This window comes from Candidatus Nanogingivalaceae bacterium, assembly GCA_015257795.3.
Taxonomy (GTDB): domain Bacteria; phylum Patescibacteriota; class Saccharimonadia; order Saccharimonadales; family Saccharimonadaceae; genus Nanogingivalis.
This window is the reverse complement of sequence record CP072208.2, coordinates 632259-656859: the sequence shown is the minus strand read 5'-3', so window position 1 is coordinate 656859 and position 24601 is coordinate 632259. Positions and strand designations below refer to the sequence as shown.

Here is a 24601-nt window from a genome sequence, read left to right as displayed (position 1 = left end):
TAACAGGGCTATTTTATAATTAGTTTTTCGAACGCCTTACGAAATCGCTTTCTTTTTCTAATTTTGTACGAAGAGAGAATTTTTTGCATTTTCCGTTTTCGCAACTTGTTGGCTCATAACGGTAGTCACTCTTTTCTTCGTTAATTAGGATTCCGAAGGGGTCTGTTAATAGGTTTGGGTCAATTCCTTTGACGGCATTTTCATCAAGTTTTTCAGGATAGAAACCGTTTTTCTTGTAATAGACTTCCTCGAGATTATAATAAATTTCATTAATTGCTAGCTTACGAGTTTGATCGCGTTGAACTGATAAAAGTTCGAAACGCTGGATAGTAAGAATTATACCCGCCGCAATTAAAAAAATAATTACAACACAAATCTCGATAAGTGTAAAACCAGATTTTCTCTTCATGCTTTTATTATAGCATATTAAAGATAAATATAAAAATAACCTTGAACGTTTTATTGAAAAGTGTTAAAATAAAGATATTATTTTAAGGAGAATTATTTATGGCTAAGGCGAAGAAAACAGATATGGGAATGGCCGAAAGCGGCAAAAAACAAGCATTAGATTTAGCAATTGCTCAAATTTCGAAACAATTTGGTGACGGTTCAATTATGAAACTTGGTGAAAATCATAAGGTTGATGTTGAGCTTCTTCCTTCGGGATGCTTAAGTTTAGATATTGCGCTTGGTGGTGGTTATCCAAAAGGACGAATCATTGAAATTTATGGACCAGAAAGTTCAGGAAAAACTACTCTAACACTTCATGCGATTGCTGAAATTCAAAAGCAAGGTGGAACTGCAGCTTTCATTGACGCGGAACATGCACTTGACCCAGCTTACGCAAAGAAACTCGGCGTTGATACTGAGAATTTGCTTGTTGCGCAGCCCGACAATGGCGAGCAGGCTCTTGAAATTACTGAAACTCTAGTGCGTTCAAATGCTGTTGATTTGATTGTTGTTGACTCTGTTGCAGCGTTAGTTCCACAAGCTGAAATCGATGGCGACATGGGTGATGCGCATATGGGTCTTCAGGCTCGATTAATGTCGCAAGCGCTTCGAAAACTTACCGGAATTATTAATAAATCAAAAGCGACTGTGATTTTCATTAACCAAATTCGAATGAAAATTGGTGTGATGTTTGGCAATCCTGAAACTACAACTGGTGGTAATGCGCTTAAATTTTATGCGTCAGTGCGTGCCGATATCCGTCGAACTGCACAAATTAAAAGTGGCGACGATGTAATTGGTAACCGTACAAAGGTTAAAATCGTTAAAAATAAGATTGCAGCGCCGTTTAGAATTGCTGAATTTGACATTATGTATAATGAAGGTATTTCGAAAACGGGTGATATTCTAGATCTAGCAGTTGAACATGAAATTCTTGGAAAATCAGGTGCGTTTTACAAATATAACGACCAAAATATTGGTCAAGGTCGTGAAAACGCTAAACGATACTTGCTTGAAAATCCAGAAGTTATGGCTGAAATTGAGAAAAAAGTTCGTGCAAAAATTCGTGGAGAGGAAATTGCTGAAGAATCTTCTGATAATGAGGAAAAAGAAGAAAAATAATATAATTAGCCTGAAAATTCGGGCTAATTATACTTTTAATTATGGCTTTAGATATTTTCGATCAAAATGATTTTAAAGAAAAAGTTGCAAAAAAAAGTTTTCGAAAAGAAGATATTTTTAAAGATGGCCATTTCACGATTACAGATATAAAACAAGCAGTTAAAAATCCAAATCGTGCTAATATTTTTGTAAATGGAAAATATCGTTTTTCTTTGGATATTTTTCAATTAACTCAACTAAATGTTAAAATTGGTGCAAAATTTTCAGAAGATGAAATTTTAAATCTCGAACAACAGAGTGAATTTGGAAAATTATATGCTCTTGGGCTTAATTATTGTTTGATGCGGCCACATTCTGAAAAGGAAATTAGTGATTATCTGTGGAAAAAAACGCTAAATCGAAAGCTTCGAAATAAAAAAACGGGTGAATTTTATGAGAAAAAAGGAGTTTCAAAAGTTTCAGCAGAACAAGCTTTGCAAAGATTGATTGAGAAAGGCTATGTTGATGATTTTAAATTTGCAAAATTTTGGATTGAAAATCGAAATCAAAGAAAAGGAAGTTCAATTAAAAAATTAAAATCTGAATTATTTTCGAAAGGTGTTTCAGACGAAATTATCGAACAAATTTTAGCAAGTTCAAAGCGTAATGATTCGGAAGAAATTCAAAAAATAATTGCAAAAAAAGCCAAAAAATACGCTGACGAAAAAAAACTTGTCGCATATTTAGCACGACAAGGGTTTTCGTATGACGAAATTAAGAGGGCACTTTCTAAAGATGAATTTTAATCTCGAAATGGATTAACGTAATTTGGAACAAAATTCTCAGTTTTTTCGGCGCTTTTTTGCGGAACAGATTCTTCTTCGCTCTGAATTACGATTTTATTATCGTTAATTTCAATAATTTGCGAGCGGTGGATTGTAAGTGTTGGATCGCTAAAAGATTTTATGAATGGACGTTTAACGATTAATTGTTGAACAGAAAAATTCGAAAGGCTAATTGTGTAATCAATAATCTTACCAATTTTATGTTTCTTCTCATCTTCAACTCTTAAATCTAATAGATTAAAATTTAGATCAAGAATTCCTTTAATTTTAAATACATCATTTGGCAGAATAAAATCTTCGCCAGAATCAACAATAAAACCAACTCTTGAGAGCTCACGGATATCAGCAATGCGAACCAACATTTCTTGATTTAAAAAAGTATTCGCTTTTAGCTCGTAGGCTAAAATTTGAAGATTCGAAGGGTCGATGATTGCTCTACCTGTTCTTGCAAGCTGGGAACCGGTTTGTAGGCTCATCACTGGAGTATTAGATAAATTCGAAGCTAGGATTAACATAATTTATAATTTTATCAGATTTATTGTCTAAAATCCAGTTCTACGCATCAATTCAGATAGAACGGTTTCTTTTTGAAGAACTTTTAGAAGGCCATCAGTTCGTAAATTGACAAAATTATTTATAGAAAGAATCTCTTCAATTTCAACAGAACTTGGATTTACGGGGATTAACTCTTTAATTTCTTTTGAAATTTTACCTTCGAGTAAACTTAGAACTTCGAAAATTCCAGTTGTTCCAGAAAAAGCAATCTCGGGCGAGATGTTTTTCTTAATTGATGGGAGATTAAGAATTGAATTTGACGAAGTTGCGAGACTATTATTTGGGTATTTCTCATTCTTGAAATCTTTTTCGAGTTGGTGAATTCGAAGTGGAGAAATATTAAATTCTTGCAAGATTAATGATGACTCTTCTTTTGAGATTTTTACATTAGTGGTAGATTTTTTAGAAATGGTTCGCATTAGTGTTTGTGAAATAATCCCAAGAACATTCGCAATAATTAGGAACGGTTCAATTCCGAGGTGATTTAAAAACGGAATAACCTCGCTAGTTTTACGAACAGGAACGCTAGCGATGATGAATTTTCCGCGCATTGCAGAATCGAAAATAAGTTCGGCTGTTTTTCTATCGTTTAGGTTATCGATATATATAATATCTGGATTCTGGCTTAGGGCGGATTTGGTCATTTCGAAATAACCTAAGCCAATTTTAGGGTTAATTTCGGTTTGGTTGATTCCGGTAATTGTTTTTTCGATTGTTTTTTCGATTGTTACAATATTCTTTTCAGAGGAATTTAATTCGTTTAAAATTGAGAAGTTTGTTGTATTGCTTCCATCGCCAACAGTAAAAACAATACCTCGTGGTTGGCGAAGAATTTGCTCTACGGCACGAAGATTTTCACCCCAAAGCCCAATTTCGTTAAGTTTTCGAACGTATTTTCGCGCACGCATTAAACGGAGAGTGATTTTTTCACCCAAAAAAACTGGTGTTGTCGAAATTCGAATTCGAGCTTCTCCGTAATGAATTGTCGATGATTGTGGAAAAGTTTTCTCGCTAAAATTAAGACCAGCTAAGGACTTGAAATATTTAGTTATTTTTGGAAAATCTTTTTTTGGGATTTCGCTCATATTTTTTAGGACACCACCAATTCGAAAACGCACCAAAACTGAATTTTCGCGAGGCTCAATATGAACATCGGTTGCGTGCAAATTTAAGGCATTTTCAATAATGCTTTCAGCTGTAAATTTTATCGTTTTTTCGAATTTTACTTCTTTAATTTTCGAACTGTTCCCACCATTTTTCATTGTATAAATTTTAACATAATCGATTTAAAAACGCAAGTATGGTAGAATAAGTGTATGAAAAAAATTCTTGTGGCGGTTTCTGGCGGGGTTGATTCGATTGTTTTGGCGGATTTTTTGATTGATTTTTTTAAACAAAAGAATGGCTTGAAGTGGGTTGAGGATAATTTAATAATTGCACATTTTGAGCATGGAATTCGTGGCGAAGAAAGCATGCGAGATTTTGATTTTGTGCGAAAGTTTGCGAACAAAAATAACTTGAGATTTGAGTTTGAAAGAGGTTTTCTTGGAGAAAATGCTAGTGAAGAAAAAGCAAGAAAAGCAAGATACGATTTTTTGAGGGCGCTGGCTAAAAGAGAGAATGCTGAAATTTTTACAGCACATCACAAGAATGATTTGGCCGAAACTTTTGTTCTGAACTTAAATCGTGGCGGAGGTTGGCGAGCGATTGCCTGTTTTGATTCACCAAATATTAAGCGGCCGTTTTTAAAGTTTTCGAAAGCGGAAATTCTTAACAAAGCGCAAGAAAAAGGTTTGAAATGGTGTGAAGATTCGACAAATTTAAGTGAAAAATATGCACGCAATCGAATTCGTAAAAAAATAAATTTTAGTGAAGAAAACTTGAATAAAATCTTTGATATTTGGCAAAAACAGATTAAAATTAAGCGTGAAATTGAAGAAATTACTAACGATATTTTATCGAAAATTGGTGATGGAAGAAAATTTGAGCGAAATTTTTTTCGAAATAATTCCGATGAAGTTTGTGTAGAAATTTTGCGTGAGATTATGCGAATTCAATCTGGCAAAATTCCGCTCTCGAAACAAATCGCGAATTTTTTGCAAGCGATTCGAACTTTTAAAAATGGCTCAAAAACTCAAATTTTGAGCGGGCGAGAAGTTAAGTTTTATAGAGATGAGTTTGAATTCTTTTAAAGTGAAATAGAAAAATCATTTCATTTGAAAATGCTTTAAAAATTTGCTAAAATAGAAGGAGTTGAATATGAGAAAGGACAGAATGAAAGATAATAAGAAGAATAATTTTGCGAAACGGGCGGGAAATACTTTTTTTTGGGCGATTGTTATCGCAATTATTTTAGGCGTATTTTGGTCTAGCCAGAATTTTTTCTCAGCTAGATTGAAAGATGTTCCGATTTCAGATGTGATTGCTCGTGCTAATAAGGGCGAAATTTCGAAAATTGAAATTCAAGGAAATGATGTAAAAGTTACTAAAAAAGGTGAGAAAAAACCAACTGAAAAATCTGTAAAAGAAGCTGGTACAATTTATGAACAAGGTCTTGAAAAAGGAAAGACTACTGTTAATGTTTTCCCAGCAGATAACACTTCAGAGATTTTATGGAATTTGGCAATTATGATCGTTCCAATTATTGCGATTGTAGCTTTATTGATGTTAATGATGCGTTCAGCAAACGGCCAGAATTCGCAAGCTATGAACTTTGGAAAATCTCGAGCAAAAATTTATGGCGATGATAAGAAAAAGATTAAATTTGAAGATATTGCCGGAAATGAGAATGCAAAACAAGATCTATACGAAGTTGTTGATTTCTTAAAAGATCCTAAAAAATATCAAAAAATGGGTGCGAAAATCCCGAGTGGTGTTTTGATGGTTGGAAATCCAGGAACTGGTAAAACAATGCTTGCTCGTGCAGTTGCTGGTGAAGCTAAAGTTCCTTTCTTCTCGATTTCTGGTTCAGAATTTATGGAAATGTTTGTTGGTGTCGGTGCTTCACGTGTTCGAGATCTATTTTCGAAAGCTAAAAAGAATGCGCCTGCGATTATCTTTATTGACGAGATTGACGCTGTCGGTCGAAAACGTGGTTCAGGAATGGGTGGCGGTCACGATGAGCGCGAACAGACTTTGAACCAAATTTTGGTTGAAATGGACGGTTTCGAAAAAGATACTGGTGTTATTGTTCTTGCAGCAACAAACCGTGCCGATGTTCTTGATCCAGCTCTTTTGCGACCTGGTCGATTTGACCGTCGTGTTGAAATTGCTCTTCCTGAAAGAAAAGATCGTTTGGCAATTTTGAAAGTTCATTTCAAGAATAAAAAAGTTGATGATTCAGTAGATTTAAATGCGCTTGCTAAAAAGACAGCTGGTTCTGCTGGTGCCGATCTTGCGAATATTGCGAACGAAGCAGCTATTTTGGCAGCTCGAAATAACCGAGATGTTATTACTAACGATGATCTTACGGAAGCTTTCGAAAAAGTAGCCATCGGCCCAGAACGAAAATCAAAAGTAATGAGCGATCTAGAGCGCGAAACTACTGCTTGGCACGAAGCTGGCCACGCTGTTGTTGGACATGTTTTACCAGATTCAGATCCAGTTCATAAGGTTACGATTATTCCGCGTGGTGGAACCGGTGGTGTAACATGGTTCTTGCCGCCAGAAGATCGAAGTTATACAAATATTTTCGAATATAAAGATATCTTGGCGCGCGCAATGGGTGGACGTCAGGCTGAAATGTTGATTTATGGCGAGGCTGGAATTTCAACAGGCGCTTCAAGCGATCTTCGAAATGCAACAGATATCGCACGTAATATGGTTATTGAATTTGGAATGGGTGAAGATTTGCTTGACCAAGTATTTCATGAGGAAAATTCGGGAATGTTTTTTGATAAGATGACTCGTGAACGACCATATTCTGAAAAAACAGCAGAAAAAATTGATGCTGAAATCGCTAAGTTAATTAAAGAAGCTGTTGAACGTGCTGCAGCTGTTCTCAAAGCGAATAAAAAACCGCTTAAAGCTTTAACGGATGCGCTTCTTGAAAAAGAAACTCTAGACGAAAAAGAGGTTGCAGAAATTTTGAAAGATGCTAAATTGCCTAAGGAAGCAAAACTTCACGATTAATTATGAAATCTAAAGTTCGATCTATTGTTTCGAAAGCAAATTCGCGGTTAACGGTTAAATTTGCAGCGATCATTCTTGCGAGCTCGACTCTTTTGTCGAGCTTGTTGGGCTTTTTGCGTGACAGGTTGCTAAACTCGTATTATCTAGATTCTTACCCTGATGGAATTGATGCTTATACTGTCGCATTCACGATTCCTGATTTTATGTTTTTTATTTTGGTTTCGGGTGCATTAAGTGTTACGTTTATTCCTGTATTTAATCAGCGAATGGCGAATCGAAATAAAAAATCTGCATGGGAATTAAGCACGAGTGTTCTTAATTTATTAGCCCTGTTAACACTTATAACCTCAGTTTTGATTATTATTTTTGCTGAACCTCTAGTTAAATATATTGTTGGGCCAGGATTAAGTGAGTCTTCACGATCTTTGGCAATTTCAATGATGCGCGTGATTGCAATCAATCCCTTTCTTTTTGCTATTGCGACGGTACTTACAAGTATTCAACAAGCTATAGGAAGGTTTACTTTTTCGGCTCTTGCACCAGCAATTTATAATATTGGTATTATTATTGGAACAGTATTTTTTACGAATGGTATAAATATTTTTGGCGTTCAGGTTTTCGAAGGTGGAATCATGGGCGTTGCGATTGGTGTGGCTTTCGGGTCTGTTCTCCAGCTTTTGATTGCGGCAATTGGACTAATTGGTGTTGACTTTAAATATCAATTTAGAATTTTTTGGCGAAATAGAGGCTTTCAACAGGTTATGAAACTACTGCCAACACGCTCAATGGATCAAGGTTTGGATTATGTTAATTCAATTGTCGAAACTAATATGGCCAGCCGAATGGGTTCGGGAACGGTGCGTGCATATTCGCAGAGCTTAACCCTTCAAATGATGCCAGTAAACTTAATTGGTGTTGCGATTTCTACGGCATTTTTTCCAAATTTAACTGAAAGATTAGCGATTGGGCGAAAAGACCTCTTTCGAAAAGATTTACAAGCCGCTCTTCGAATGATTATTTTCTTGGCTTTGCCAGTTTCGGTTTTATTCTTTTTCTTGCGTGGCTACATTGTAAGCTTTATTAAAAACGGTGGTGATGATTTAATTGCTGGACTTTTGGGAGTTCTTGTTCTTTCAATTTTTGCGCGTTCGATTTATCATATTGCAGCAAGGAGTTTTTATGCAATGGAAGATACGAAAACGCCATTCTATATCTCACTAGTTGCGATTGGTCTAAATATTGCTTTGGCGATAGTCTTCAGTTTAATTTTTAAGTTTGGTGCTTACGGGTTAGCTTGGGCTCAAGCGATTGGTGCAGTTCTTGAAATTGCAATTTTGCTATTTTTGATGCGCAAAAGAATTGATGGACTTTTTGACGCACAATTTGTTTTAGGGGTTGGGCGAATGTTCGTTGCAAGTGCTTTTTCTGGTTTTGTGTGTTATCTTTTGGTGGCAAAGATGCCTCTTTTGGGCTCAGATTTACGATTCTTCTCGATATTTCCAAAATTCGTATTTATCGGAGCCGTGAGTTCTGCTGTTTATGTTTTGGCTGCAAAATTATTAAAACTTAAAGAAGCCGATCCGATAATTGCGCAAGTTAAGAAAATATTCTTTGTACAGATTAAGATTAAATAAAAATTTGCTCAACTATTATAAATATGTTAAAATATTGAAAGTTTATGGATTTAAAAAATATTAGAAATTTTTGTATTATCGCGCACATTGATCACGGTAAATCAACTTTAGCTGATCGAATGATGGAGATTACAGGTACAGTTCAAAAACGTGACATGAAATCGCAGCTTTTGGATTCGATGGATTTGGAGCGGGAAAAAGGAATCACTATTAAGCTTGCTCCAGTAACAATGAATTGGAAAGGTGTTGAGCTAAACTTAATTGATACCCCAGGACACGTGGATTTTTCTTATGAAGTTTCGCGCTCACTTCAAGCTTGTGAGGGTGCGATTTTGGTTGTAGATGCTTCACAGGGAATTCAAGCTCAAACACTCGCAAATGTTTATCTTGCGATAGCGGCTGATTTGAAAATCATTCCTGTGCTAAATAAAATTGACCTACCGGCTGCAGATATTCCACGAGTTTCGAAAGAAGTTATTAATCTTTTAGGGTGTGATGAAAGCGAGATTTTACATATTTCAGCCAAAACAGGAATGGGTGTTGAAGAAGTTTTGAATGCGGTGATTGAAAGAATACCATCACCAAAGGAGATTTAATGAAACCACTAAAAGCTTTGATTTTTGACAGTTATTATGATGATTATCGCGGTGTAATTTTGTATGTTCGGATTTTTTCGGGTGAATTGAAAAAGGGTGATGAAATTAAAATGATGGCAACCGATTCGAAAGGCTTAGCACTCGAAATTGGTAAGCTTCAGCCAAAAATGACGCCATACGATAAAATGGGGGCTGGAGAAATTGGCTACATCGTGACAAACTTGAAAACCACGCGCGAGGCGAAGGTTGGTGATACTGTAACACTTTCGAAAAACCCCGCTAATGAACCTTTACCGGGATACCAGAATGTTCAGCCGTTTGTTTATGCGGGATTTTTCCCAGTTTCGAACGAAGATTATCAAGATTTGAAAGATGCAGTCGAAAAGCTAAGCTTGAGCGATTCTGCATTGCAGTTTGAGCCAGAAAATTCGCCAGTTTTGGGCTTTGGTATACGAATTGGTTTTCTTGGACTTCTTCATATGGATATTGTTCGTGAGCGTTTGGAACGAGAATATAATCTAGATCTAGTGATTACTAACCCTTCAACTGACTATCATGTAATTTTAACAACAGGTGAAGAATTAGATATTAAGAGTGCAGCTGATTTACCAGACCAAACAAGAATTTCTGAAATTCGTGAGCCGTGGATTAAGGGCGAAATTGTGGTGCCAAAAGATTATGTTGGTGCGGTAATTCAATTAATTGTTTCGAAACGTGGCTTACAGAAAAACTTGAGTTATATTGATGAACGTGTTTTGATTTCTTTTGAAGCACCGCTTGCGAATCTTTTGACCGATTTTTACGATCAGCTTAAGAGTGTTACGTCGGGTTACGGTTCATTTAATTATGAGCTTTGGGATTATTTAGCAGAAGATTTAGTGCGAGTAGATTTTTATGTTGCGGGCGAAATGGTTGATGCGCTTTCAGTGATGTGTCACCGTTCGGAGAGTGTGCGAATGGGTCGCGAGATTACTGCAAAATTGAAAGAAGTGATTCCGCGGCAAAACTTCCAGGTGGCAATTCAAGCGGCAATCGGTGGAAAATTCATTGCGCGCGAAAACATTTCAGCTTATCGAAAAGATGTGACGGGCTATCTTTATGGTGGTGATGTTTCTCGAAAGAAGAAATTGCTGGCTAAACAAAAACGTGGTAAAAAGCGAATGAAGAAATTTGGAAATGTTGAAATTCCGAGTGAAGCTTTTACTGTGATGCTTAAACGAGATTAAAAACGATTCATTGCAATTGTATGTAATAGAAAGAAGGAAATTCCATGTTTGGATTGTTGATTAGTATTGTTTGTTTACTTGTGGTTGCTTTTATTGCTTGGTGGTTCTTTGCAGAGCATGAAAAGGTAAGCGGCCACGCTCGTCAGAAATCAGGTTATCAAGAAATTGAAGTCGAAGTCATGGGGGGCTATTCGCCTGAAACCATTGTCCTGAAAAAGAATGTTCCAGCCCGGATCATCTTTAATCGCAAGGATCCATCTTCATGTCTGGATCAAGTGATCTTTCCAGATTTTGGTGTTCATGAAGATTTGCCTTTAGGTGAAAAACATGTCATTGAAATTACGCCAGAAAAAGCGGGCGAATATGGGTATTCATGTGGAATGAACATGATGCATGGTCACATGATTGTGAAATAAAGGAGTAGGTATGGTAGAAAAACAAAAAGCAGTTGTGGAAAACGGAGTGCAAAAGATCCGTATTACAGCAGAAAAAGGCTATAGTCCAAAGGAATTTCAACTTCAAAAAGGGATCCCTGCTGAAATCACCTTCCATCGGGTCAATCCTTCCGGCTGTTACAAGGAAATTTTGTTTGAAGATCAGGGGATTTTAGAGCCTTTGGAAGTCGGTGTGGATAAGGTGATATCCTTTACCCCGACAGAAACAGGGGACTTCGAGTTTTCATGTGGAATGAAGATGCAAAAGGGTTCCTACACGGTTGTGGAAAAACGCCGTCGTGTCTTAAATTTACGGGGTCGCTTTTGGATTACTAGTATCTTTACCCTTCCTTTATTGATCTTGATGATTGGGATGTGGGCAGGATTTGTCTCCCATCCAGTCAGTCGCTGGGGGGCTTTTCTAGCGACAACGCCGATCATGTTGGTAGCAGGAGTACCTTTTATCAAGAGTGCCTGGGCCTCATTTAAGAAGCACCATTCCAATATGGATACCTTGGTAGCTCTTGGAACCCTGGTAGCCTATGTCTATAGTGTATTTGCCCTTTTTACTGGTCAGCCAGTATACTTTGAGGCTGCGGGTTTTATCATCTTCTTTATCCTCTTAGGGCAAATCTTTGAAGAACGGATGCGTAACAATGCCTCCGAGGCTGTGGAAAAATTGTTGGATTTGCAGGCAAAAACGGCTCAAGTTCTCCGTGATGGGAACTATGTCGAGGTGGCGGCAGAAGATATCCAAATTGGTGACTTGATTCGGGTCCGTCCTGGGGAAAAGATTGCGGTTGATGGGACGATTGTAGAAGGAAGTACGACCATTGATGAGTCGATGGTGACAGGTGAAAGCTTGCCTGTGGAAAAATCAGTTGGTGATGCAGTGATCGGCTCCACTATCAACAGCAATGGGACCATTCTCTTTAAGGCTGAAAAAGTCGGTAGTGAGACCCTCTTATCTCAAATTGTGGACTTTGTCAAAATGGCCCAATCCAGTCGTGCTCCTATTCAAGATTTGACGGATAAGATTTCAGGTATCTTTGTTCCAGTGGTGACGATTTTGGCCATTGCGACTTTCTGGGTTTGGTCCGTGCTTCTGGGCGCGTCGCTTCAAGAGGCCATGCTCTATGCAGTCTCTGTCCTCATTATTGCCTGTCCTTGTGCCCTTGGTTTAGCAACCCCAACAGCCCTGATGGTCGGAACCGGCCGTAGTGCCAAGATGGGGGTTCTGATTAAAAATGGAACAGTTCTTCAAGAAGTGCAAAAGATTCAAACCGTGGTGTTTGATAAGACAGGGACCATTACCATTGGCCAACCACTTGTAACCGATGTTGTAGGAGATGAAGCGCGTGTCTTGACACCGGCTGCTAGTCTTGAAACTTTTTCAGAACATCCACTAGCCCAAGCGGTGTTATCCCAAGCAGAAGAAAAAGGTTTGGTGTTATCCCCTGTGGAAAACTTCCAAGCGATTGAAGGAAAAGGGGTCCAAGGTCAGATCGACCAGCAGTTGGTGACCTTGGGAAATGGCAAACTTCATGACGGGACAGCGATGGATCCGGAGCTTGAAAAACGGATGGTAGACTTGCAAGAGCAGGCCAAAACAGTGATCAGTTTGTCTGTGGATGGGCAAGTGATTGGCTTGATTGCCATTCAAGATGCTCCGAAGGCCAGCTCAAAAGAAGCGATCAAAAAGCTCAAAGAACGGGGCTTGAAAACGGTCATGTTAACGGGGGATAATGAACGGGTGGCCCAAGCTATTGCTAAGCAAGTGGGAATTGACACCGTCATTGCTGATGTCCTTCCTCAAGAAAAAGCTAGCGCCATCCAAAAACTGCAAGAAGATAGCAAGGTCGCCTTTGTTGGAGATGGGATCAATGATGCTCCAGCTCTCTCGATCGCGGATGTGGGGATCGCTATGGGATCTGGAACGGATATTGCGATCGAGTCCGGTGGCATCGTGCTCACGCAAAATGATTTGCTTGGCGTTGTGCGCGCCTTTGACATGAGTCAAAAGACCTTCCGCAGGATCTTACTCAATCTCTTCTGGGCCTCTATCTACAATCTCCTTGGGATTCCAATTGCTGCTGGAGTCTTTGTAGGACTGGGATTGACCCTCAATCCAGAACTAGCAGGTCTTGCTATGGCCCTTAGTTCTTTGTCTGTTTTGACTAGCTCGCTGCTTCTCAATGTTGCGAAAATTGATTAGACTCAATAAAAAAAGTGGTACAGAATTCATTTAAGGTTCTGTACCATTTTTTTATTTTTTGCTATTGACAAAGTATATCGGGGGGGGGGGGGTAAAATTATTACATAATAAATTAAAATTTTATAAAAGGAGTTCTAATGAAAGAAGAAAAGCTGGCTACAGAATCTAAGGATGAAAAACGGTTAGCAAAAACTAAATCAGGGAAACCGTTCTATAAAAAAGCTTGGTTTTGGGTTATTGTGGTTGTATTTGTTGTGCTTATTGGTAGTCAATCTAAACGGGCTGAAAAAGTTGGCGAAAATAAAAACTCTGGATCAAATGGATCATCTCAAGTTCAGAATAATGAACCCAAGAAAGAAGAAAAAACTGAATTTAAGGTTGGCGATATAATTGCTTTTGATGGAAAAGAATTAACTGTTGAAAAGGTTGAGCGAAATTGGGATTCTGGAAATACCTATATGAAGCCAAAAGATGGCAAAGAATATGTAAAGGTTACAGTAAAGATTGAAAATAAATCTGAAACTGAAATGAGCTATAACGTTTTTGAATTTAAAGCTGAAGATTCTAACGGTGCTGCTGAGAGCGCGGATGGACAAACATACAGTTTGCCAGATAGCCTTGGTTCTGGGGATCTAGTAAAAGGTGGTAAAAAGACTGGTTCTATGATTTTTGAGGTTCCTGCAGGTTCTCAAATAAAGCTTCACTACCAACCATCATTCTGGTCAAATAAAAAAGTTATTGTAAACTTATAATAAGCTTTAAAAACGGGTTCAGCATGAGCTCGTTTTAATTTGCTAATTTTATCAAAAAATGCTAAAATATAAAAAGTTATGTTATCTTATAAAAATAGGTTTCACGGTCATGGCAGTTTGCGGTATGTTTATGCGAATGGAAATTCGGTTCGAACACAAAAAATTGTTGTAAAATTTACAAAAAACCAACGGCGAAAAGACTCACGTTTTGCTGTGGTAGTTTCGAAAAAGGTATTAAAAAGTGCGGTTGGCCGAAATCGAATTCGTCGGCGAGTTTATGAAATTATTCGAAATGAACTACCGAAAATTGATGGGACTTTTGATGTTGTGGTTTTGATTTTTCATAAAAGCGTTAAAGATATTCCCCATGAAGAATTGAAAGAGACTTTAGTCAACACCTTTAAAGAAGCTGATTTTTATTGTAATAAATAGATAAAGGTAGTATAATAATAGATATGAATCTGTTTGAACTATTTATTACTCAGCCAATTTTGAACCTATTATTGGTGATTTATAACTTTATCGGTGATTTTGGTTTCACAATTATTGTCTTTACTTTAATTGTGCGTTTTTTGATGTGGCCGCTTACAAAAAGCCAACTTCATCAAACAAAAACTATGCGAAATCTTCAACCTGAATTGCAGAAGATTCGAAAGAACGCAAAAGGCAATAAACAGCTTGAAACACTTCAGATGATGGAACTTTACCGCAAGCATAATTTCAAACCATTCCGCTCAATGTTAACATTATTTATTCAGTTGCCAATTCTCTTAACCTTCTTTAGTGTGATGCGGATTGTAGTAAATAATCCAGGTCAAATTTCGAAATGGGCTTATCAGCCGGTTGCACAAATGAGTCGAGTTAGCGAAGTTATTTCTCATAAAAAGCTTGATCCAAAATTCCTTGGGGTTATTGACCTAACGGATACAGCTGTACCGTTAAACGACTTTTCTAGCGGATTTATGATGATTATTGCACTCGGTCTTGCATTTTCGCAATGGTATATGGTTAAGCAAACTCAACCTCAAAAGGGCAAGCGAACGGTTCGAGAAATCTTTAAGGATGCCGCTGACGGCAAAGAACCAAATCAAGCAGAACTTAATGCTGCGGTTAATTCAAATATGAACTTAATTCTCCCGGCAATTATGTTCTTCGTTATGATTAGCCTTTATGGTGCGCTAACGTTCTATTACTTAATTTCAAACATCGTCCAAATTATTCAGCAAAAATATATCTTCTCAATTGATTCTAAAGAGATGGAAGAGATCGCTGCAGAATCAAACAAGAAAAAACTTCGGAATGCAAAAGAAGCTGTTATTGTGAAAAATACAACGGTACAAGTTCCAAAGAAGAATTCGAAAGAAAAAACTGGAGGAACGAATATTCGAAGGATTAAAGCGAAAGAAGGAAAACGGAGGTAATATGAATCGGGAAGAGTCAATTGTTTTTGCGCAAAAGTTTTTAGAAGATATTTTAAGCTTTTTTGGAGTTAATCTGGCGGTTTATTCCACTTCTGAAGATCAAGTTATCCAACTTTCAGTTCCTTCTAGTGAATTAAACTCGCTCTTCATTGGCCGTGATTCAGGGAATTTGCGAGCATTGCAATTTTTGGTTTCGCGTGCGCTTGAATCGAAAAATGCCGAAATCACTCGTGTAAGTATCGATGTTGCGGATTACAAAAAACAGCGTGCTCAAAAGATTTCGCAAAAAGCCGAAAAATGGATAGAACAAGTTCGTAAAACAGGCGAACCTTATCGCTTAAATTTAAATCCAACAGATCGGTTTACGGTTCATAAATTGGCTCAAGATTATTCCGATATTGAAACTCATTCTGAAGGCGAAGGCCGAGAGCGTCAATTGGTTATTTCGAAAAAATAGGCTTTTCTTTGTGAAAAGCTTATTTTTTGTTAGAAATTAAGTTGATAATCATAAGCAAAAAGACTATAATATACCTATGGAAGGTGTAGCAAAAAGAAGTAATTTTATTTGGCTAGCAGGAATTTTTATTTTTATTGCAGCTATTTTTTTAATGTTAATAGATATTTTATATCGTGAAGGGACTATCGGTGATCGAAAGAGCGTTTTGGTTATTGGGACGCATGCCGGTTTTAAACCTTTTGAATATATTCAAGACGGAAAAGTCGTTGGATTTGATATTGATCTTTCACGGGAGGTTGCAAAAAGTTTAGGAAAAGAACTAAAAGTTGAAGATATGGGCTTTGATGGACTTCTTCCTGCTCTAGAAACTGGACAAGTAGATATGGTTATTGCGGGAATGACAAAAACTCCCGAACGTGAGAAAAATGTTTCTTTTTCGAAATCATACTATTCTGCGGCACAAAAAATTGTTGTTCGTAAAGGTTCAACAATTCGAAACAAATATGAGCTTTCGGGAAATAAAATTGGTGTTCAATTAGGGACAACTAGTGATACGATCGTTTCGAAAATTAAAGGCGTTAGCGTAACTCAACTACAATCAGTCCCAAGCGTTCTGCAAGATTTGAGCTCTGGAAAAATTGATGCAGCGGTCTTAGATGAGGCTCCCGCTAATCAATATGTTCATGGATATTCAAATTTACAAATTTTACCAGATTCCTTGAGTAATGAAGAATATGCAGTTGCTATAAAAAAAGATAATAATGAATTGAAAGATCAGGTGGATAAAGTTATTACTGAGATGAAAAAAGATGGTCGATATCAGAAATTGGTTAAAAAGTATTTTAATGAAGTGAGTGAAAAATGAATTTTTGGGAAGTAATTTTTGGCGGAAATCGGTGGATTTTTCTTTGGCAAGGTTTAGAAGTTACGCTCGTATTAACGGTACTTTCAGTAATTTTAGGTTCGATTATTGGTGTTTTAATTGCCTTAATGCGAACATCGAATTTTCAGCCATTTCGAAATTCAAAAAATAAGAAATTAGCAAAGTTCAATCCGTTAGCTTTTTTGGGAAAAATTTATGTAGATATTATTCGCGGAACACCTTTACTTGTACAGCTTTTAATTATGTATTATGTTGTGTTCGGTTCGTATCAATTCATGCCAAAAATTTTCACGGCAGCAATCGCCTTTGGAATAAATGCGGGAGCTTATATTGCTGAGATTATTCGTGGGGGAATTGAAAGTATTGATAAGGGACAAACGGAAGCTGCTCGTTCGCTAGGTTTTAGTAATTGGCAAGCTATGCGACTAGTAATTTTGCCGCAAGCGTTTCGAAATTCGTTACCGCCACTTATTAGTGAATTTATCGCATTGCTTAAGGAAACCTCAATTGTCGGTTGGATTGGTTTAAGCGATATTATGCGTGGTGCGGATAATATTCGTTTCCAAACTTCAACTGCGTTTCAATCACTTTTTGCAGCTGCTTTGATTTATCTTGCTTTAACAGCGATTTTTACACGAATTATGTCAAAGGTTGAGAGGAAATTAGATAATGAAAATAATTAGCATTAAGAACTTAAAAAAGAATTACGGTTCTAATCATGTTTTAAAAGATATCGATATTGATATTGAGGAAGGCGAAGTTGTCGTTATCGTTGGTTCGAGCGGCTCGGGAAAATCGACATTTTTGAGATGCTTGAATTTACTTGAAGAACCGACATCGGGAGAAATTATTGTTGATGGCGTAAAAATTACCGATAAGAAAACTGATTTAAATAAGTTGCGAAGAGAAGTTGGAATGGTTTTTCAACAGTTTAATCTTTTTCCGAACTATAGTGTGATCGAAAATATCAAGCTGGCACCTAAAAAACTTCGAAAAGTTTCAGATAGGGCAATCACCAAAAAAGCTAGAGAACTATTAAATGACGTCGGTTTGTTAAATAAAGCTAAAGCGATGCCAAATAGTTTATCAGGTGGTCAAAAACAGCGTGTAGCAATTGCGCGAGCTCTAGCAATGGAGCCGAAAATTATGCTCTTTGATGAGCCAACTTCTGCCCTCGACCCTGAAATGATTGGTGAAGTTCTTGATGTTATTCGAGAGGTTGCTGAAAAAGGGATGACTATGGTTATTGTTACGCACGAGATGAAATTTGCCCGAGAAGTTGGTACAAGGATGATTTTTCTAGATAAAGGTGTAATTATTGAAGATGGGAAGCCATCTGAAGTTATGGATAATCCAAAAACAGAACGAGCAAGACAATTTTTCAGTAATTAGAAATATAATAAAAACGGCTGTAACTGGCCGCTTTTATTTTTTGAAGACTACTTTTTTATAGAGTATAAAGTTCCAAATTAAACTGAAAATAGTAGCAATAAGTTTTGATAGTAATAATGATATTCGCTTATTTTTAAGTAAGTTTTCGAAAATTGGCATTGTGGTTGAGATGACAATATTTTGAATAACCCAAAGTCCAAAAAGAGTTACGAGAATAAATAAAACCATTTCGTGAATAAGTTCTTTTTTATTATTCGAAACAGATTTGAAGGTTATTTTCTTATTCATTAGAAAGCTAATAATAAATGTGATCCCAGTTGAAAAAATGTTCGCAATGAAAATTTTTATACCAAAAGATGTTAAAACAAAAAGAATTATAAAGTCGAGTGCTGTATTAATTCCACCAATTATCGAGAACCAGAAAGCTTGGTTATTTTTGAGCTTTTTTAGTAGATTTTTCACGCTTAAACTCCTTGATTTCTTGCGCTAGATAAACTGGTCGATTTTTTGATTCAATAAAAATTTTGCCAATATATTCACCAAGAATACCAATCGAAAGAAGCTGAATGCCACCTAGAAATAGAATTACAGACATAATTGAAGCATAACCGTTTCCAACCGGTACACCAAAAAGAGGCCGAATTACCAAGAAAGCAATCCAAATAAATGCACCTATTGAAATTAGAATTCCAGTGAATGTTGCAATTCGAAGAGGAGCAACGGTAAAACTAGTGATTCCCTCAACGGCTAAATTAATGAGTTTGGCATAATTCCATTTAGTTTCGCCGGCAACACGAGCGTCTCGTTTATAGGTGATTTCTTTTTTCTTAAAACCGATCCAAGAAAACATACCTTTTGTATATCGGTTTGTTTCGCGCAAGGTTTTTAAAGCCTCGACAGCTCGCCGATCGAGTAGTCGGAAATCTCCGGTATCTCGTTGAATTTCGATTTGTGAAATAGTGTCAAGAATATTATAAAACCATTTCGAAGTTTGTTTTTTAAGCCAAGTTTCACCTTCACGAGATTCACGCTTAGCGTAAATGTCATCATAGCCATCTTCCCAAAGATTGATCATTGCAGGAATTAATTCAGGCGGATCTTGGAGGTCAGCATCAATAATCACTAGAGCATCACCCTTAGCGTAATCAAATCCAGCGAGCATCGCATTTTCTTTGCCGAAATTACGGCTTAAATTGATGTATGAAATTCGCGGGTCTTTTTCGCTTTGGTCGTGAATAATTTTCATCGTTCGATCTTTTGATCCATCGTTAATAAAAAGGAATTCGAAATCGTATTTTATTACATTGTTGGCTAAAAGATCTAGCCTTTCGAAAAGTTTTGGTAGAGCTTTTTCCTCATTATAGGCGGGTATCATAATCGTGATGAGTTTTTTCATAGTAGTTATATTATAACATAAAAAGTTTAAAAAAACTTTAAAAACGTTGATTTTTTATTGAGCTTATGATAAAATTGTTTCAGGAGAAAAAATGAAAATAAATAGACAAAATACTAAAAAAACTAAAATTATTGCTTTCGTAATTGTTGCGATTATTTTGCTGCTTGGAGCTGGCGGAGCTTTTTGGTGGATGAATTCACGAAAGAGCGATAAAAGTGAAAATAAAAAAGAAGAAAAAACTTCGAAGGTTGAAGATAAAAAAACAGATTCAAAAAAATCTGAAAATGAAAATAAAAAACAAGACGAATCTGAAAAAAAGATTATTGATTCAAAAACCAAGAATACGACAACAGATCGTGCAGAAGGAACTACTGATACATCAGGATATACCAGTTTCCCGACTTATACAACAGTTCAAGTTGAAGATGGTGCAGTTCGTGTTGCTGGACAAATTTCAGGATTGCTTTATGATGACGGAAACGGGAAATGTTCGTATACTCTAACCCATACAGACGGAACTACTATTGAACTTTCAACTGAAATTTTAGAAAGTCCAAACAATAAGTATTGTAAGGCTGTTTCGAAAAAAATCAGTGATAATGATCTTAAATCTGGTAAGTGGACTGCGGTAACAACATATAAAAATATAAAACAAAAACAAGAAGGAAAATCTGATGCTCAAAGTTTTACGATCGAGAAATAGAGAATTTAGAAAAGCAGTTTTTATTGGGGTTCCAGTTGTGGCACTAATTGTTTTTAGTGCTTTAGCTATAATTCGAAATATCTCAAGCGCAGTACGCGCAACTGATTTTAATCCAGGAAGAATTATTGATGATAGTGTTTTTTATGATAAAGACTCTATGAATGTTCAACAAATTCAGGCATTTTTAAATAGTCAAGTTGGACAATGTGATACTTGGGGTAGTGGGCCGTCTGGTAGGGGTGATGGACGAACCGCGGCGCAATTTGCGGCGGCTCAACGTTCGAGTTATTGGCATCAACCGCCGTATGTTTGTATAAACAACTATCACGAAAATCCAAATACAGGTGAAACTTCTTTCGAAAAAGGTGGTGGAGCGTTTAGTGGCGGGATATCAGCTGCGCAAATTATTTATAATGCTGCTCAAGAATATGGAATTAGCCCGAAGGTTCTTTTAGTCCTATTAAAAAAGGAATCACAGAATGTCTTAAATGATAATTGGCCGGTAAAGGGTCAATATAAATATGCAATGGGTTATGGTTGTCCTGATTCTGGGCCAAACTATACTGCTGCTTGTGTAAATTCGAAAGCTGGTTTTTATAAACAGATGACTCTTGCTGCTTGGCAATTAAAATATTATAAAGATCACTATAAAGATGGCGGATACTCTTTGAGAATTGGTTGGAATAATATACAATATTCGCCAAATCCAGCATGTGGAACAAAACGAGTTAATATTGAAAATGTTGCAACACTAAGCTTGTATATCTACACTCCATATGTTCCAAATGATGCAGCACTTGCAAACTTCCCAGGAACTGCAAATTGTGGCGCTTACGGAAATCGTAATTTCTTCATGTTCTACAATCAGTTATTTGGTTCAACTACTGATGACAAGGTTGAAATTGTTAAATCTAATGTGGCTTTGCCTAAAGATTCTTATGCAGTTTCGGCTAACTCTTCATTAAATTTAGATATTGAAAATGGCGCAATCAACTCAAATGGTGCTCGTATTCAAATCTATGCTGCAAATAGTTCTAAAGCGCAACAATTTTCATTCGAACAGACTGACGACGGATACTACGTTATTAGGAACTTAGGATCAGGAAAAGTTCTTGATGTGGCTGGAGGAAGAACTATTAATGGAGCTTCGGTTCAACTTTATGATTATAATGGAACTTGTGCACAAAAATGGGCTTTAAGTAGAAAACCTAACGGAAAGATTGAAATTCTTTCTAAGTGTAATGGAAATAAAGCGTTGGATATAGTCGGTGGAAATGTAAATTCTTCTGGTACTAAACTTCAACTTTATAGCAGGAATGATACGCCATCTCAAGAGTTCAATATTAAATCTTTATCTCAAGGCCTAAATGGAACGTTTAAGATTTCGAATTTTGTATCTAACAAGGTTATAGGTATTAAGAATGAAGAAGCTTCCGCTCATATCGTAGATTTTGTCTCAAATAGCCCAATTCAACAATTTGAGATAAAAAAGTATGACGGAGTGTTCTATAAAATTAAAAGTATATCTAGTGGAAGTTTTTTGGAAATAACTGAGAATGTAAATGCTAAGCAACTACGCTTCAATCATGATAGACAAAATTCTTGCGAGCAACTTTGGTCAATTCATGCCGATGAAAGAGGCGCTTATAAGGTTCAAAATGCTTGTTCTGGAGGTTTTGTTATAGATGTTGTTAATGGCGCTATTAATACTAGCGGCTCATATCTTCAAGGTTATAGCTCTAATAACACCGATGCACAAAGATGGAAGATTGAGGATGTTAACACTATTAAGGCTTTAGATGAACAAATATCTAATAGCGATGAGGTAGAAGGTAAGCATGTAGTTTCAACCATGACTACATTAGCGATGGATGTAGCTAGTGGTAGAATGACTAATGGTGCGAATTTACAAATATACAACCAAAATAAAACACTTGCTCAGAATTTTACTATCGAAAAAACTTCAGACAATCTTTATGTCATCCGTAGTGATAACGGTAAAGTAATTGATGTGTCTGGTGGTAGAATATCAAACGGTACTAAACTTCAACTCTATGATTATAACGGAACTTGTGCTCAAAAATGGAAAATCTTAAAGAGCGATAACGGGTTGTATGAAATTTTATCCGCCTGTGATTCCAACAAGACTATAGATGTGTCTGGGGGGATGATAGGCGTGTCCGGTACTAAGTTACAATTGTATTCAAGAAACCAGACTCTTTCTCAACAGTGGAAATTAAAACAATAGTTTTTAAAAAGGTCATTCTCTCTCGAGAGTGATCTTTTTTTTAATAGATTAATATGGTATAATTGTAAGCATAATGACTAAAATGGGATTTTTTGATAAGAGAAACCGAGTCTTACTTGCGGAGCTCGTTAAAACAGATTTTAAATTAAGGTACCAAGGGTCGGTTTTAGGGATTCTATGGTCGGTATTAAAACCGCTTATGATTTTTGTGGTGATGTACTTTGTTTTTGTTAAATTTTTGCGAATTACTGACCCTTCAATTCCTAACTATGCAATTACATTACTTTTGGGTCTTTCGCTTTGGGCGTTCTTTACTGAAGCTGTAACATTAGGAATGACGTCTATTGTTTCTCGCGGTGATTTGATGCGGAAAATTAATTTTCCAAAATACATCGTGATTCTTTCTTCGATGGTGAGTGCTTTAATCTCGCTTTCGATAAATCTTCTAGTAGTGCTAGCGTTTGCAATATTTGCAGGGGTGAAGTATCACCTAACAGTTTTATGGCTACCTTTTAACATCATTCTGTTATTTGCAGTTGCTTTTGGTCTTGCGTTGATCTTGTCGACTCTATATGTTAAATTCCGCGATGTTTCGCATATCTGGGAAGTTTTTATGCAGATTCTGGTATATTCAATGCCGATTATGTACCCAATTTCAATGGTATCAAAAGTCTCAATTTTTGGCGTATCAGTTGCGAAATTAATGATGCTTAATCCAATAGCGCTAGCAATCCAGGATATTCGCCATAATTTAATTGCACTAGAAACGCCAACTTTTTGGACACTATTCCAAAATTATTGGATAGCAATAATTCCAATTTCGCTAGCAATATTTTTGGTTGTTTTCGGACTTTGGTATTTTAATAAAAATTCAAAGAAATTTGCGGAGATTATGTAATGGGAAAATACGCTTTAGAAGTGAAACATGTTTCGAAAAGTTTTCGTTTGCCAACTGAACAGGCTAACGGTATTAAACAGGCTTTCGTAAACTGGACAAAAGGAATTAAAGGTTACAAAGAACAACATGTTTTAAAAGATATTTCATTTAAAGTTGAAAAAGGTGATTTTTTTGGCATAGTTGGAAGAAACGGCTCAGGAAAATCGACTCTTTTAAAAATTATTTCACAAATTTATACTCCTGAAAAAGGAACTGTAAAAGTTAACGGGACATTAATTCCATTTATTGAGCTTGGCGTTGGATTCAACCCAGAGCTAACTGGTCGTGAAAATATTTATCTTAACGGTGCGCTTTTAGGTTTTTCGAAAGATGAAGTTTCGGCAATGTATGACGAAATTGTTGAGTTTGCGGAACTTGAAGAATTTATGGACCAAAAACTAAAGAATTACTCTAGCGGAATGCAAGTTCGTTTGGCTTTTTCGATTGCGATTAAAGCTCAGGGTGATATCCTGGTTTTGGATGAAGTTTTGGCGGTTGGTGATGAAGCTTTCCAGCGAAAATGTGATGATTTCTTCTCGAAAATTAAAAAAGATAAGACTAAAACTGTCATCCTTGTGACGCACTCTATGTCTTCTGTGCGTAGATATTGTAATAAGGCTATTATGATTAACCAAGGTGAAGTTGCTTCTCTTGGAAGTATCGATGAAGTTGTTGAAGCTTACACCCAATTAAATCTTGAAAAACTTGGAAAGAAAGAGCCTGAAACTCAAGAAGTTCTTGGTTTGAATGATGAACTGACTAAATTAAAGATTAATGCAATCAGTAAAAAAGTTGTATCAAATAAAGAGAATTTTGAATTTGAGGTAGAGTATAATTATATAGGTAAGAAAAAAATCTTCCTTGCAGTGGCTATGTTCGATCAAACTCGTGGTGGAATTGTCTACGATTCGAGCCAAGTTTATGTTGATCGTGGTGACCAAAAGGTAAGGTTTTCAATTCCGATGGAATTATTTAACAGTAGTGAGTTTAAGCTTACTGCTTCAATTCGAGATGCCAATAAAAAGTTGAGTGGTAATGAAAACTTAATTGGCTTTACGAATGATGAAAATTCCTTAATTTTTAAGCTTTCAAACAAAAAAGAAATTTCAGATTATGCATTGCTCAATAGTGAAGTTTTTAAGGTTGAAAGGATCAAATAAGATCAATCTTGAGAACGGGAGTTATCTTTTAGGATATTAGTTTAAACAATTGAAACATCTATTGA

23 protein-coding genes and 1 pseudogene are annotated in these 24601 nt (G+C 36.4%); 19 read left to right on the top strand and 5 right to left on the bottom strand.

Going from position 1 to position 24601, the window contains the following annotated elements; genetic code table 11:
• Positions 1-19: 19 nt before the first annotated feature.
• Positions 20-409 carry a type II secretion system GspH family protein gene (locus HXK94_003395; GenBank protein QTI96278.1) on the bottom strand — a complete coding sequence of 130 codons (390 nt, stop codon included), beginning with the start codon at positions 407-409 and terminating at the stop codon, positions 20-22.
• 128 nt (positions 410-537) lie between these two features.
• Between HXK94_003395 and recA the strand changes: the two genes are divergently transcribed.
• Positions 538-1572, top strand: a complete 1035-nt coding sequence (gene recA, locus HXK94_003390) for a recombinase RecA (GenBank protein ID QTI96615.1) — start codon at positions 538-540, stop codon at positions 1570-1572.
• A 41-nt stretch (positions 1573-1613) separates the two neighbouring features.
• Complete coding sequence (locus HXK94_003385; GenBank protein QTI96277.1) at positions 1614-2357, top strand: recombination regulator RecX; 744 nt, start codon at positions 1614-1616, stop codon at positions 2355-2357.
• Here the strand turns inward: HXK94_003385 and HXK94_003380 are convergent.
• Both HXK94_003380 and tadA read right to left on the bottom strand, forming a co-directional pair.
• Complete coding sequence (locus tag HXK94_003380) at positions 2354-2911, bottom strand: hypothetical protein (protein ID QTI96276.1); 558 nt, start codon at positions 2909-2911, stop codon at positions 2354-2356. The two genes, HXK94_003385 and HXK94_003380, sit on opposite strands and share 4 nt — an antisense overlap.
• Positions 2912-2938: 27 nt before the next feature.
• Positions 2939-4213 (bottom strand): Flp pilus assembly complex ATPase component TadA, encoded by a 1275-nt coding sequence (tadA, locus tag HXK94_003375; GenBank protein QTI96275.1) that lies wholly within the window; start codon positions 4211-4213, stop codon positions 2939-2941.
• Positions 4214-4267: 54 nt separating this feature from the next.
• On the opposite strand from tadA, the gene tilS reads away from it, so the two are divergent.
• The 13 genes and pseudogenes from tilS (at position 4268) to HXK94_003310 (ending at position 18092) form a co-directional block, all read left to right on the top strand.
• Entirely contained in the window at positions 4268-5143 is an 876-nt protein-coding gene (tilS, locus tag HXK94_003370) for a tRNA lysidine(34) synthetase TilS (GenBank protein ID QTI96274.1), read from the top strand.
• Positions 5144-5210: 67 nt separating this feature from the next.
• Positions 5211-7082: an ATP-dependent zinc metalloprotease FtsH gene (gene ftsH / locus HXK94_003365; GenBank protein ID QTI96273.1), complete on the top strand. Its 1872-nt coding sequence runs from the start codon at positions 5211-5213 to the stop codon at positions 7080-7082.
• 2 nt (positions 7083-7084) lie between these two features.
• Positions 7085-8716, top strand: coding sequence for a murein biosynthesis integral membrane protein MurJ (gene murJ / locus HXK94_003360; protein ID QTI96272.1), 1632 nt, complete (start codon positions 7085-7087; stop codon positions 8714-8716).
• A 44-nt stretch (positions 8717-8760) separates the two neighbouring features.
• Positions 8761-10538, top strand: a pseudogene (lepA, locus tag HXK94_003355) (translation elongation factor 4).
• A 44-nt stretch (positions 10539-10582) separates the two neighbouring features.
• Entirely contained in the window at positions 10583-10954 is a 372-nt protein-coding gene (locus HXK94_003350; protein QTI96271.1) for a cupredoxin domain-containing protein, read from the top strand.
• A gap of 10 nt (positions 10955-10964) precedes the next feature.
• On the top strand, positions 10965-13187 hold the full coding sequence (locus tag HXK94_003345; GenBank protein QTI96270.1) for a heavy metal translocating P-type ATPase: 2223 nt from the start codon (positions 10965-10967) through the stop codon (positions 13185-13187).
• Positions 13188-13324: 137 nt separating this feature from the next.
• The gene (locus HXK94_003340; protein QTI96269.1) at positions 13325-13939 is read left to right on the top strand and encodes a DUF4352 domain-containing protein; all 615 of its coding nucleotides are present in this window, start codon (positions 13325-13327) and stop codon (positions 13937-13939) included.
• 78 nt (positions 13940-14017) lie between these two features.
• Entirely contained in the window at positions 14018-14371 is a 354-nt protein-coding gene (gene rnpA, locus HXK94_003335; GenBank protein ID QTI96268.1) for a ribonuclease P protein component, read from the top strand.
• A 23-nt stretch (positions 14372-14394) separates the two neighbouring features.
• Positions 14395-15360 (top strand): YidC/Oxa1 family membrane protein insertase, encoded by a 966-nt coding sequence (locus HXK94_003330; protein ID QTI96267.1) that lies wholly within the window; start codon positions 14395-14397, stop codon positions 15358-15360.
• Between the two features lies 1 nt (position 15361).
• Positions 15362-15817 carry a hypothetical protein gene (locus HXK94_003325; protein QTI96266.1) on the top strand — a complete coding sequence of 152 codons (456 nt, stop codon included), beginning with the start codon at positions 15362-15364 and terminating at the stop codon, positions 15815-15817.
• Positions 15818-15893: 76 nt separating this feature from the next.
• On the top strand, positions 15894-16682 hold the full coding sequence (locus HXK94_003320; protein QTI96265.1) for a basic amino acid ABC transporter substrate-binding protein: 789 nt from the start codon (positions 15894-15896) through the stop codon (positions 16680-16682).
• Positions 16679-17383, top strand: coding sequence for an amino acid ABC transporter permease (locus tag HXK94_003315; protein ID QTI96264.1), 705 nt, complete (start codon positions 16679-16681; stop codon positions 17381-17383). Before HXK94_003320 ends, HXK94_003315 begins: the two co-directional genes overlap by 4 nt.
• Positions 17370-18092: an amino acid ABC transporter ATP-binding protein gene (locus HXK94_003310; protein QTI96263.1), complete on the top strand. Its 723-nt coding sequence runs from the start codon at positions 17370-17372 to the stop codon at positions 18090-18092. The genes HXK94_003315 and HXK94_003310 overlap by 14 nt, the downstream gene beginning before the upstream one ends.
• Positions 18093-18125: 33 nt before the next feature.
• Here the strand turns inward: HXK94_003310 and HXK94_003305 are convergent, their stop codons facing one another.
• Both HXK94_003305 and HXK94_003300 read right to left on the bottom strand, forming a co-directional pair.
• The gene (locus tag HXK94_003305; GenBank protein ID QTI96262.1) at positions 18126-18554 is read right to left on the bottom strand and encodes a GtrA family protein; all 429 of its coding nucleotides are present in this window, start codon (positions 18552-18554) and stop codon (positions 18126-18128) included.
• Positions 18523-19488 carry a glycosyltransferase family 2 protein gene (locus HXK94_003300; protein ID QTI96261.1) on the bottom strand — a complete coding sequence of 322 codons (966 nt, stop codon included), beginning with the start codon at positions 19486-19488 and terminating at the stop codon, positions 18523-18525. Before HXK94_003300 ends, HXK94_003305 begins: the two co-directional genes overlap by 32 nt.
• Before the next feature lie 91 nt (positions 19489-19579).
• On the opposite strand from HXK94_003300, the gene HXK94_003295 reads away from it, so the two are divergent.
• The 4 genes from HXK94_003295 to HXK94_003280 all read left to right on the top strand — a co-directional run bounded on the left by HXK94_003295 (position 19580) and on the right by HXK94_003280 (position 24536).
• Complete coding sequence (locus tag HXK94_003295) at positions 19580-20191, top strand: hypothetical protein (GenBank protein QTI96260.1); 612 nt, start codon at positions 19580-19582, stop codon at positions 20189-20191.
• Positions 20163-22439, top strand: coding sequence for an RICIN domain-containing protein (locus HXK94_003290; protein QTI96259.1), 2277 nt, complete (start codon positions 20163-20165; stop codon positions 22437-22439). Before HXK94_003295 ends, HXK94_003290 begins: the two co-directional genes overlap by 29 nt.
• Positions 22440-22512: 73 nt before the next feature.
• Positions 22513-23337 (top strand): ABC transporter permease, encoded by an 825-nt coding sequence (locus HXK94_003285; protein ID QTI96258.1) that lies wholly within the window; start codon positions 22513-22515, stop codon positions 23335-23337.
• Positions 23337-24536 carry an ABC transporter ATP-binding protein gene (locus tag HXK94_003280; GenBank protein ID QTI96257.1) on the top strand — a complete coding sequence of 400 codons (1200 nt, stop codon included), beginning with the start codon at positions 23337-23339 and terminating at the stop codon, positions 24534-24536. The genes HXK94_003285 and HXK94_003280 overlap by 1 nt, the downstream gene beginning before the upstream one ends.
• The last annotated feature ends 65 nt before the right edge of the window (positions 24537-24601 follow it).

Coding starts and splice junctions, on each gene's coding strand:
- HXK94_003295 (QTI96260.1), top strand. CDS start 19,580: ATGAAAATAAATAGACAAAATACTAAAAAAACTAAAATTATTGCTTTC.
- HXK94_003300 (QTI96261.1), bottom strand. CDS start 19,488: ATGAAAAAACTCATCACGATTATGATACCCGCCTATAATGAGGAAAAA.
- HXK94_003315 (QTI96264.1), top strand. CDS start 16,679: ATGAATTTTTGGGAAGTAATTTTTGGCGGAAATCGGTGGATTTTTCTT.
- HXK94_003340 (QTI96269.1), top strand. CDS start 13,325: ATGAAAGAAGAAAAGCTGGCTACAGAATCTAAGGATGAAAAACGGTTA.
- HXK94_003285 (QTI96258.1), top strand. CDS start 22,513: ATGACTAAAATGGGATTTTTTGATAAGAGAAACCGAGTCTTACTTGCG.
- HXK94_003385 (QTI96277.1), top strand. CDS start 1,614: ATGGCTTTAGATATTTTCGATCAAAATGATTTTAAAGAAAAAGTTGCA.
- tadA (QTI96275.1), bottom strand. CDS start 4,213: ATGAAAAATGGTGGGAACAGTTCGAAAATTAAAGAAGTAAAATTCGAA.
- rnpA (QTI96268.1), top strand. CDS start 14,018: ATGTTATCTTATAAAAATAGGTTTCACGGTCATGGCAGTTTGCGGTAT.
- HXK94_003350 (QTI96271.1), top strand. CDS start 10,583: ATGTTTGGATTGTTGATTAGTATTGTTTGTTTACTTGTGGTTGCTTTT.
- recA (QTI96615.1), top strand. CDS start 538: ATGGCCGAAAGCGGCAAAAAACAAGCATTAGATTTAGCAATTGCTCAA.
- HXK94_003380 (QTI96276.1), bottom strand. CDS start 2,911: ATGTTAATCCTAGCTTCGAATTTATCTAATACTCCAGTGATGAGCCTA.
- tilS (QTI96274.1), top strand. CDS start 4,268: ATGAAAAAAATTCTTGTGGCGGTTTCTGGCGGGGTTGATTCGATTGTT.
- HXK94_003310 (QTI96263.1), top strand. CDS start 17,370: ATGAAAATAATTAGCATTAAGAACTTAAAAAAGAATTACGGTTCTAAT.
- HXK94_003345 (QTI96270.1), top strand. CDS start 10,965: ATGGTAGAAAAACAAAAAGCAGTTGTGGAAAACGGAGTGCAAAAGATC.
- murJ (QTI96272.1), top strand. CDS start 7,085: ATGAAATCTAAAGTTCGATCTATTGTTTCGAAAGCAAATTCGCGGTTA.
- ftsH (QTI96273.1), top strand. CDS start 5,211: ATGAGAAAGGACAGAATGAAAGATAATAAGAAGAATAATTTTGCGAAA.
- HXK94_003395 (QTI96278.1), bottom strand. CDS start 409: ATGAAGAGAAAATCTGGTTTTACACTTATCGAGATTTGTGTTGTAATT.
- HXK94_003330 (QTI96267.1), top strand. CDS start 14,395: ATGAATCTGTTTGAACTATTTATTACTCAGCCAATTTTGAACCTATTA.
- HXK94_003290 (QTI96259.1), top strand. CDS start 20,163: ATGCTCAAAGTTTTACGATCGAGAAATAGAGAATTTAGAAAAGCAGTT.
- HXK94_003280 (QTI96257.1), top strand. CDS start 23,337: ATGGGAAAATACGCTTTAGAAGTGAAACATGTTTCGAAAAGTTTTCGT.
- HXK94_003320 (QTI96265.1), top strand. CDS start 15,894: ATGGAAGGTGTAGCAAAAAGAAGTAATTTTATTTGGCTAGCAGGAATT.
- HXK94_003325 (QTI96266.1), top strand. CDS start 15,362: ATGAATCGGGAAGAGTCAATTGTTTTTGCGCAAAAGTTTTTAGAAGAT.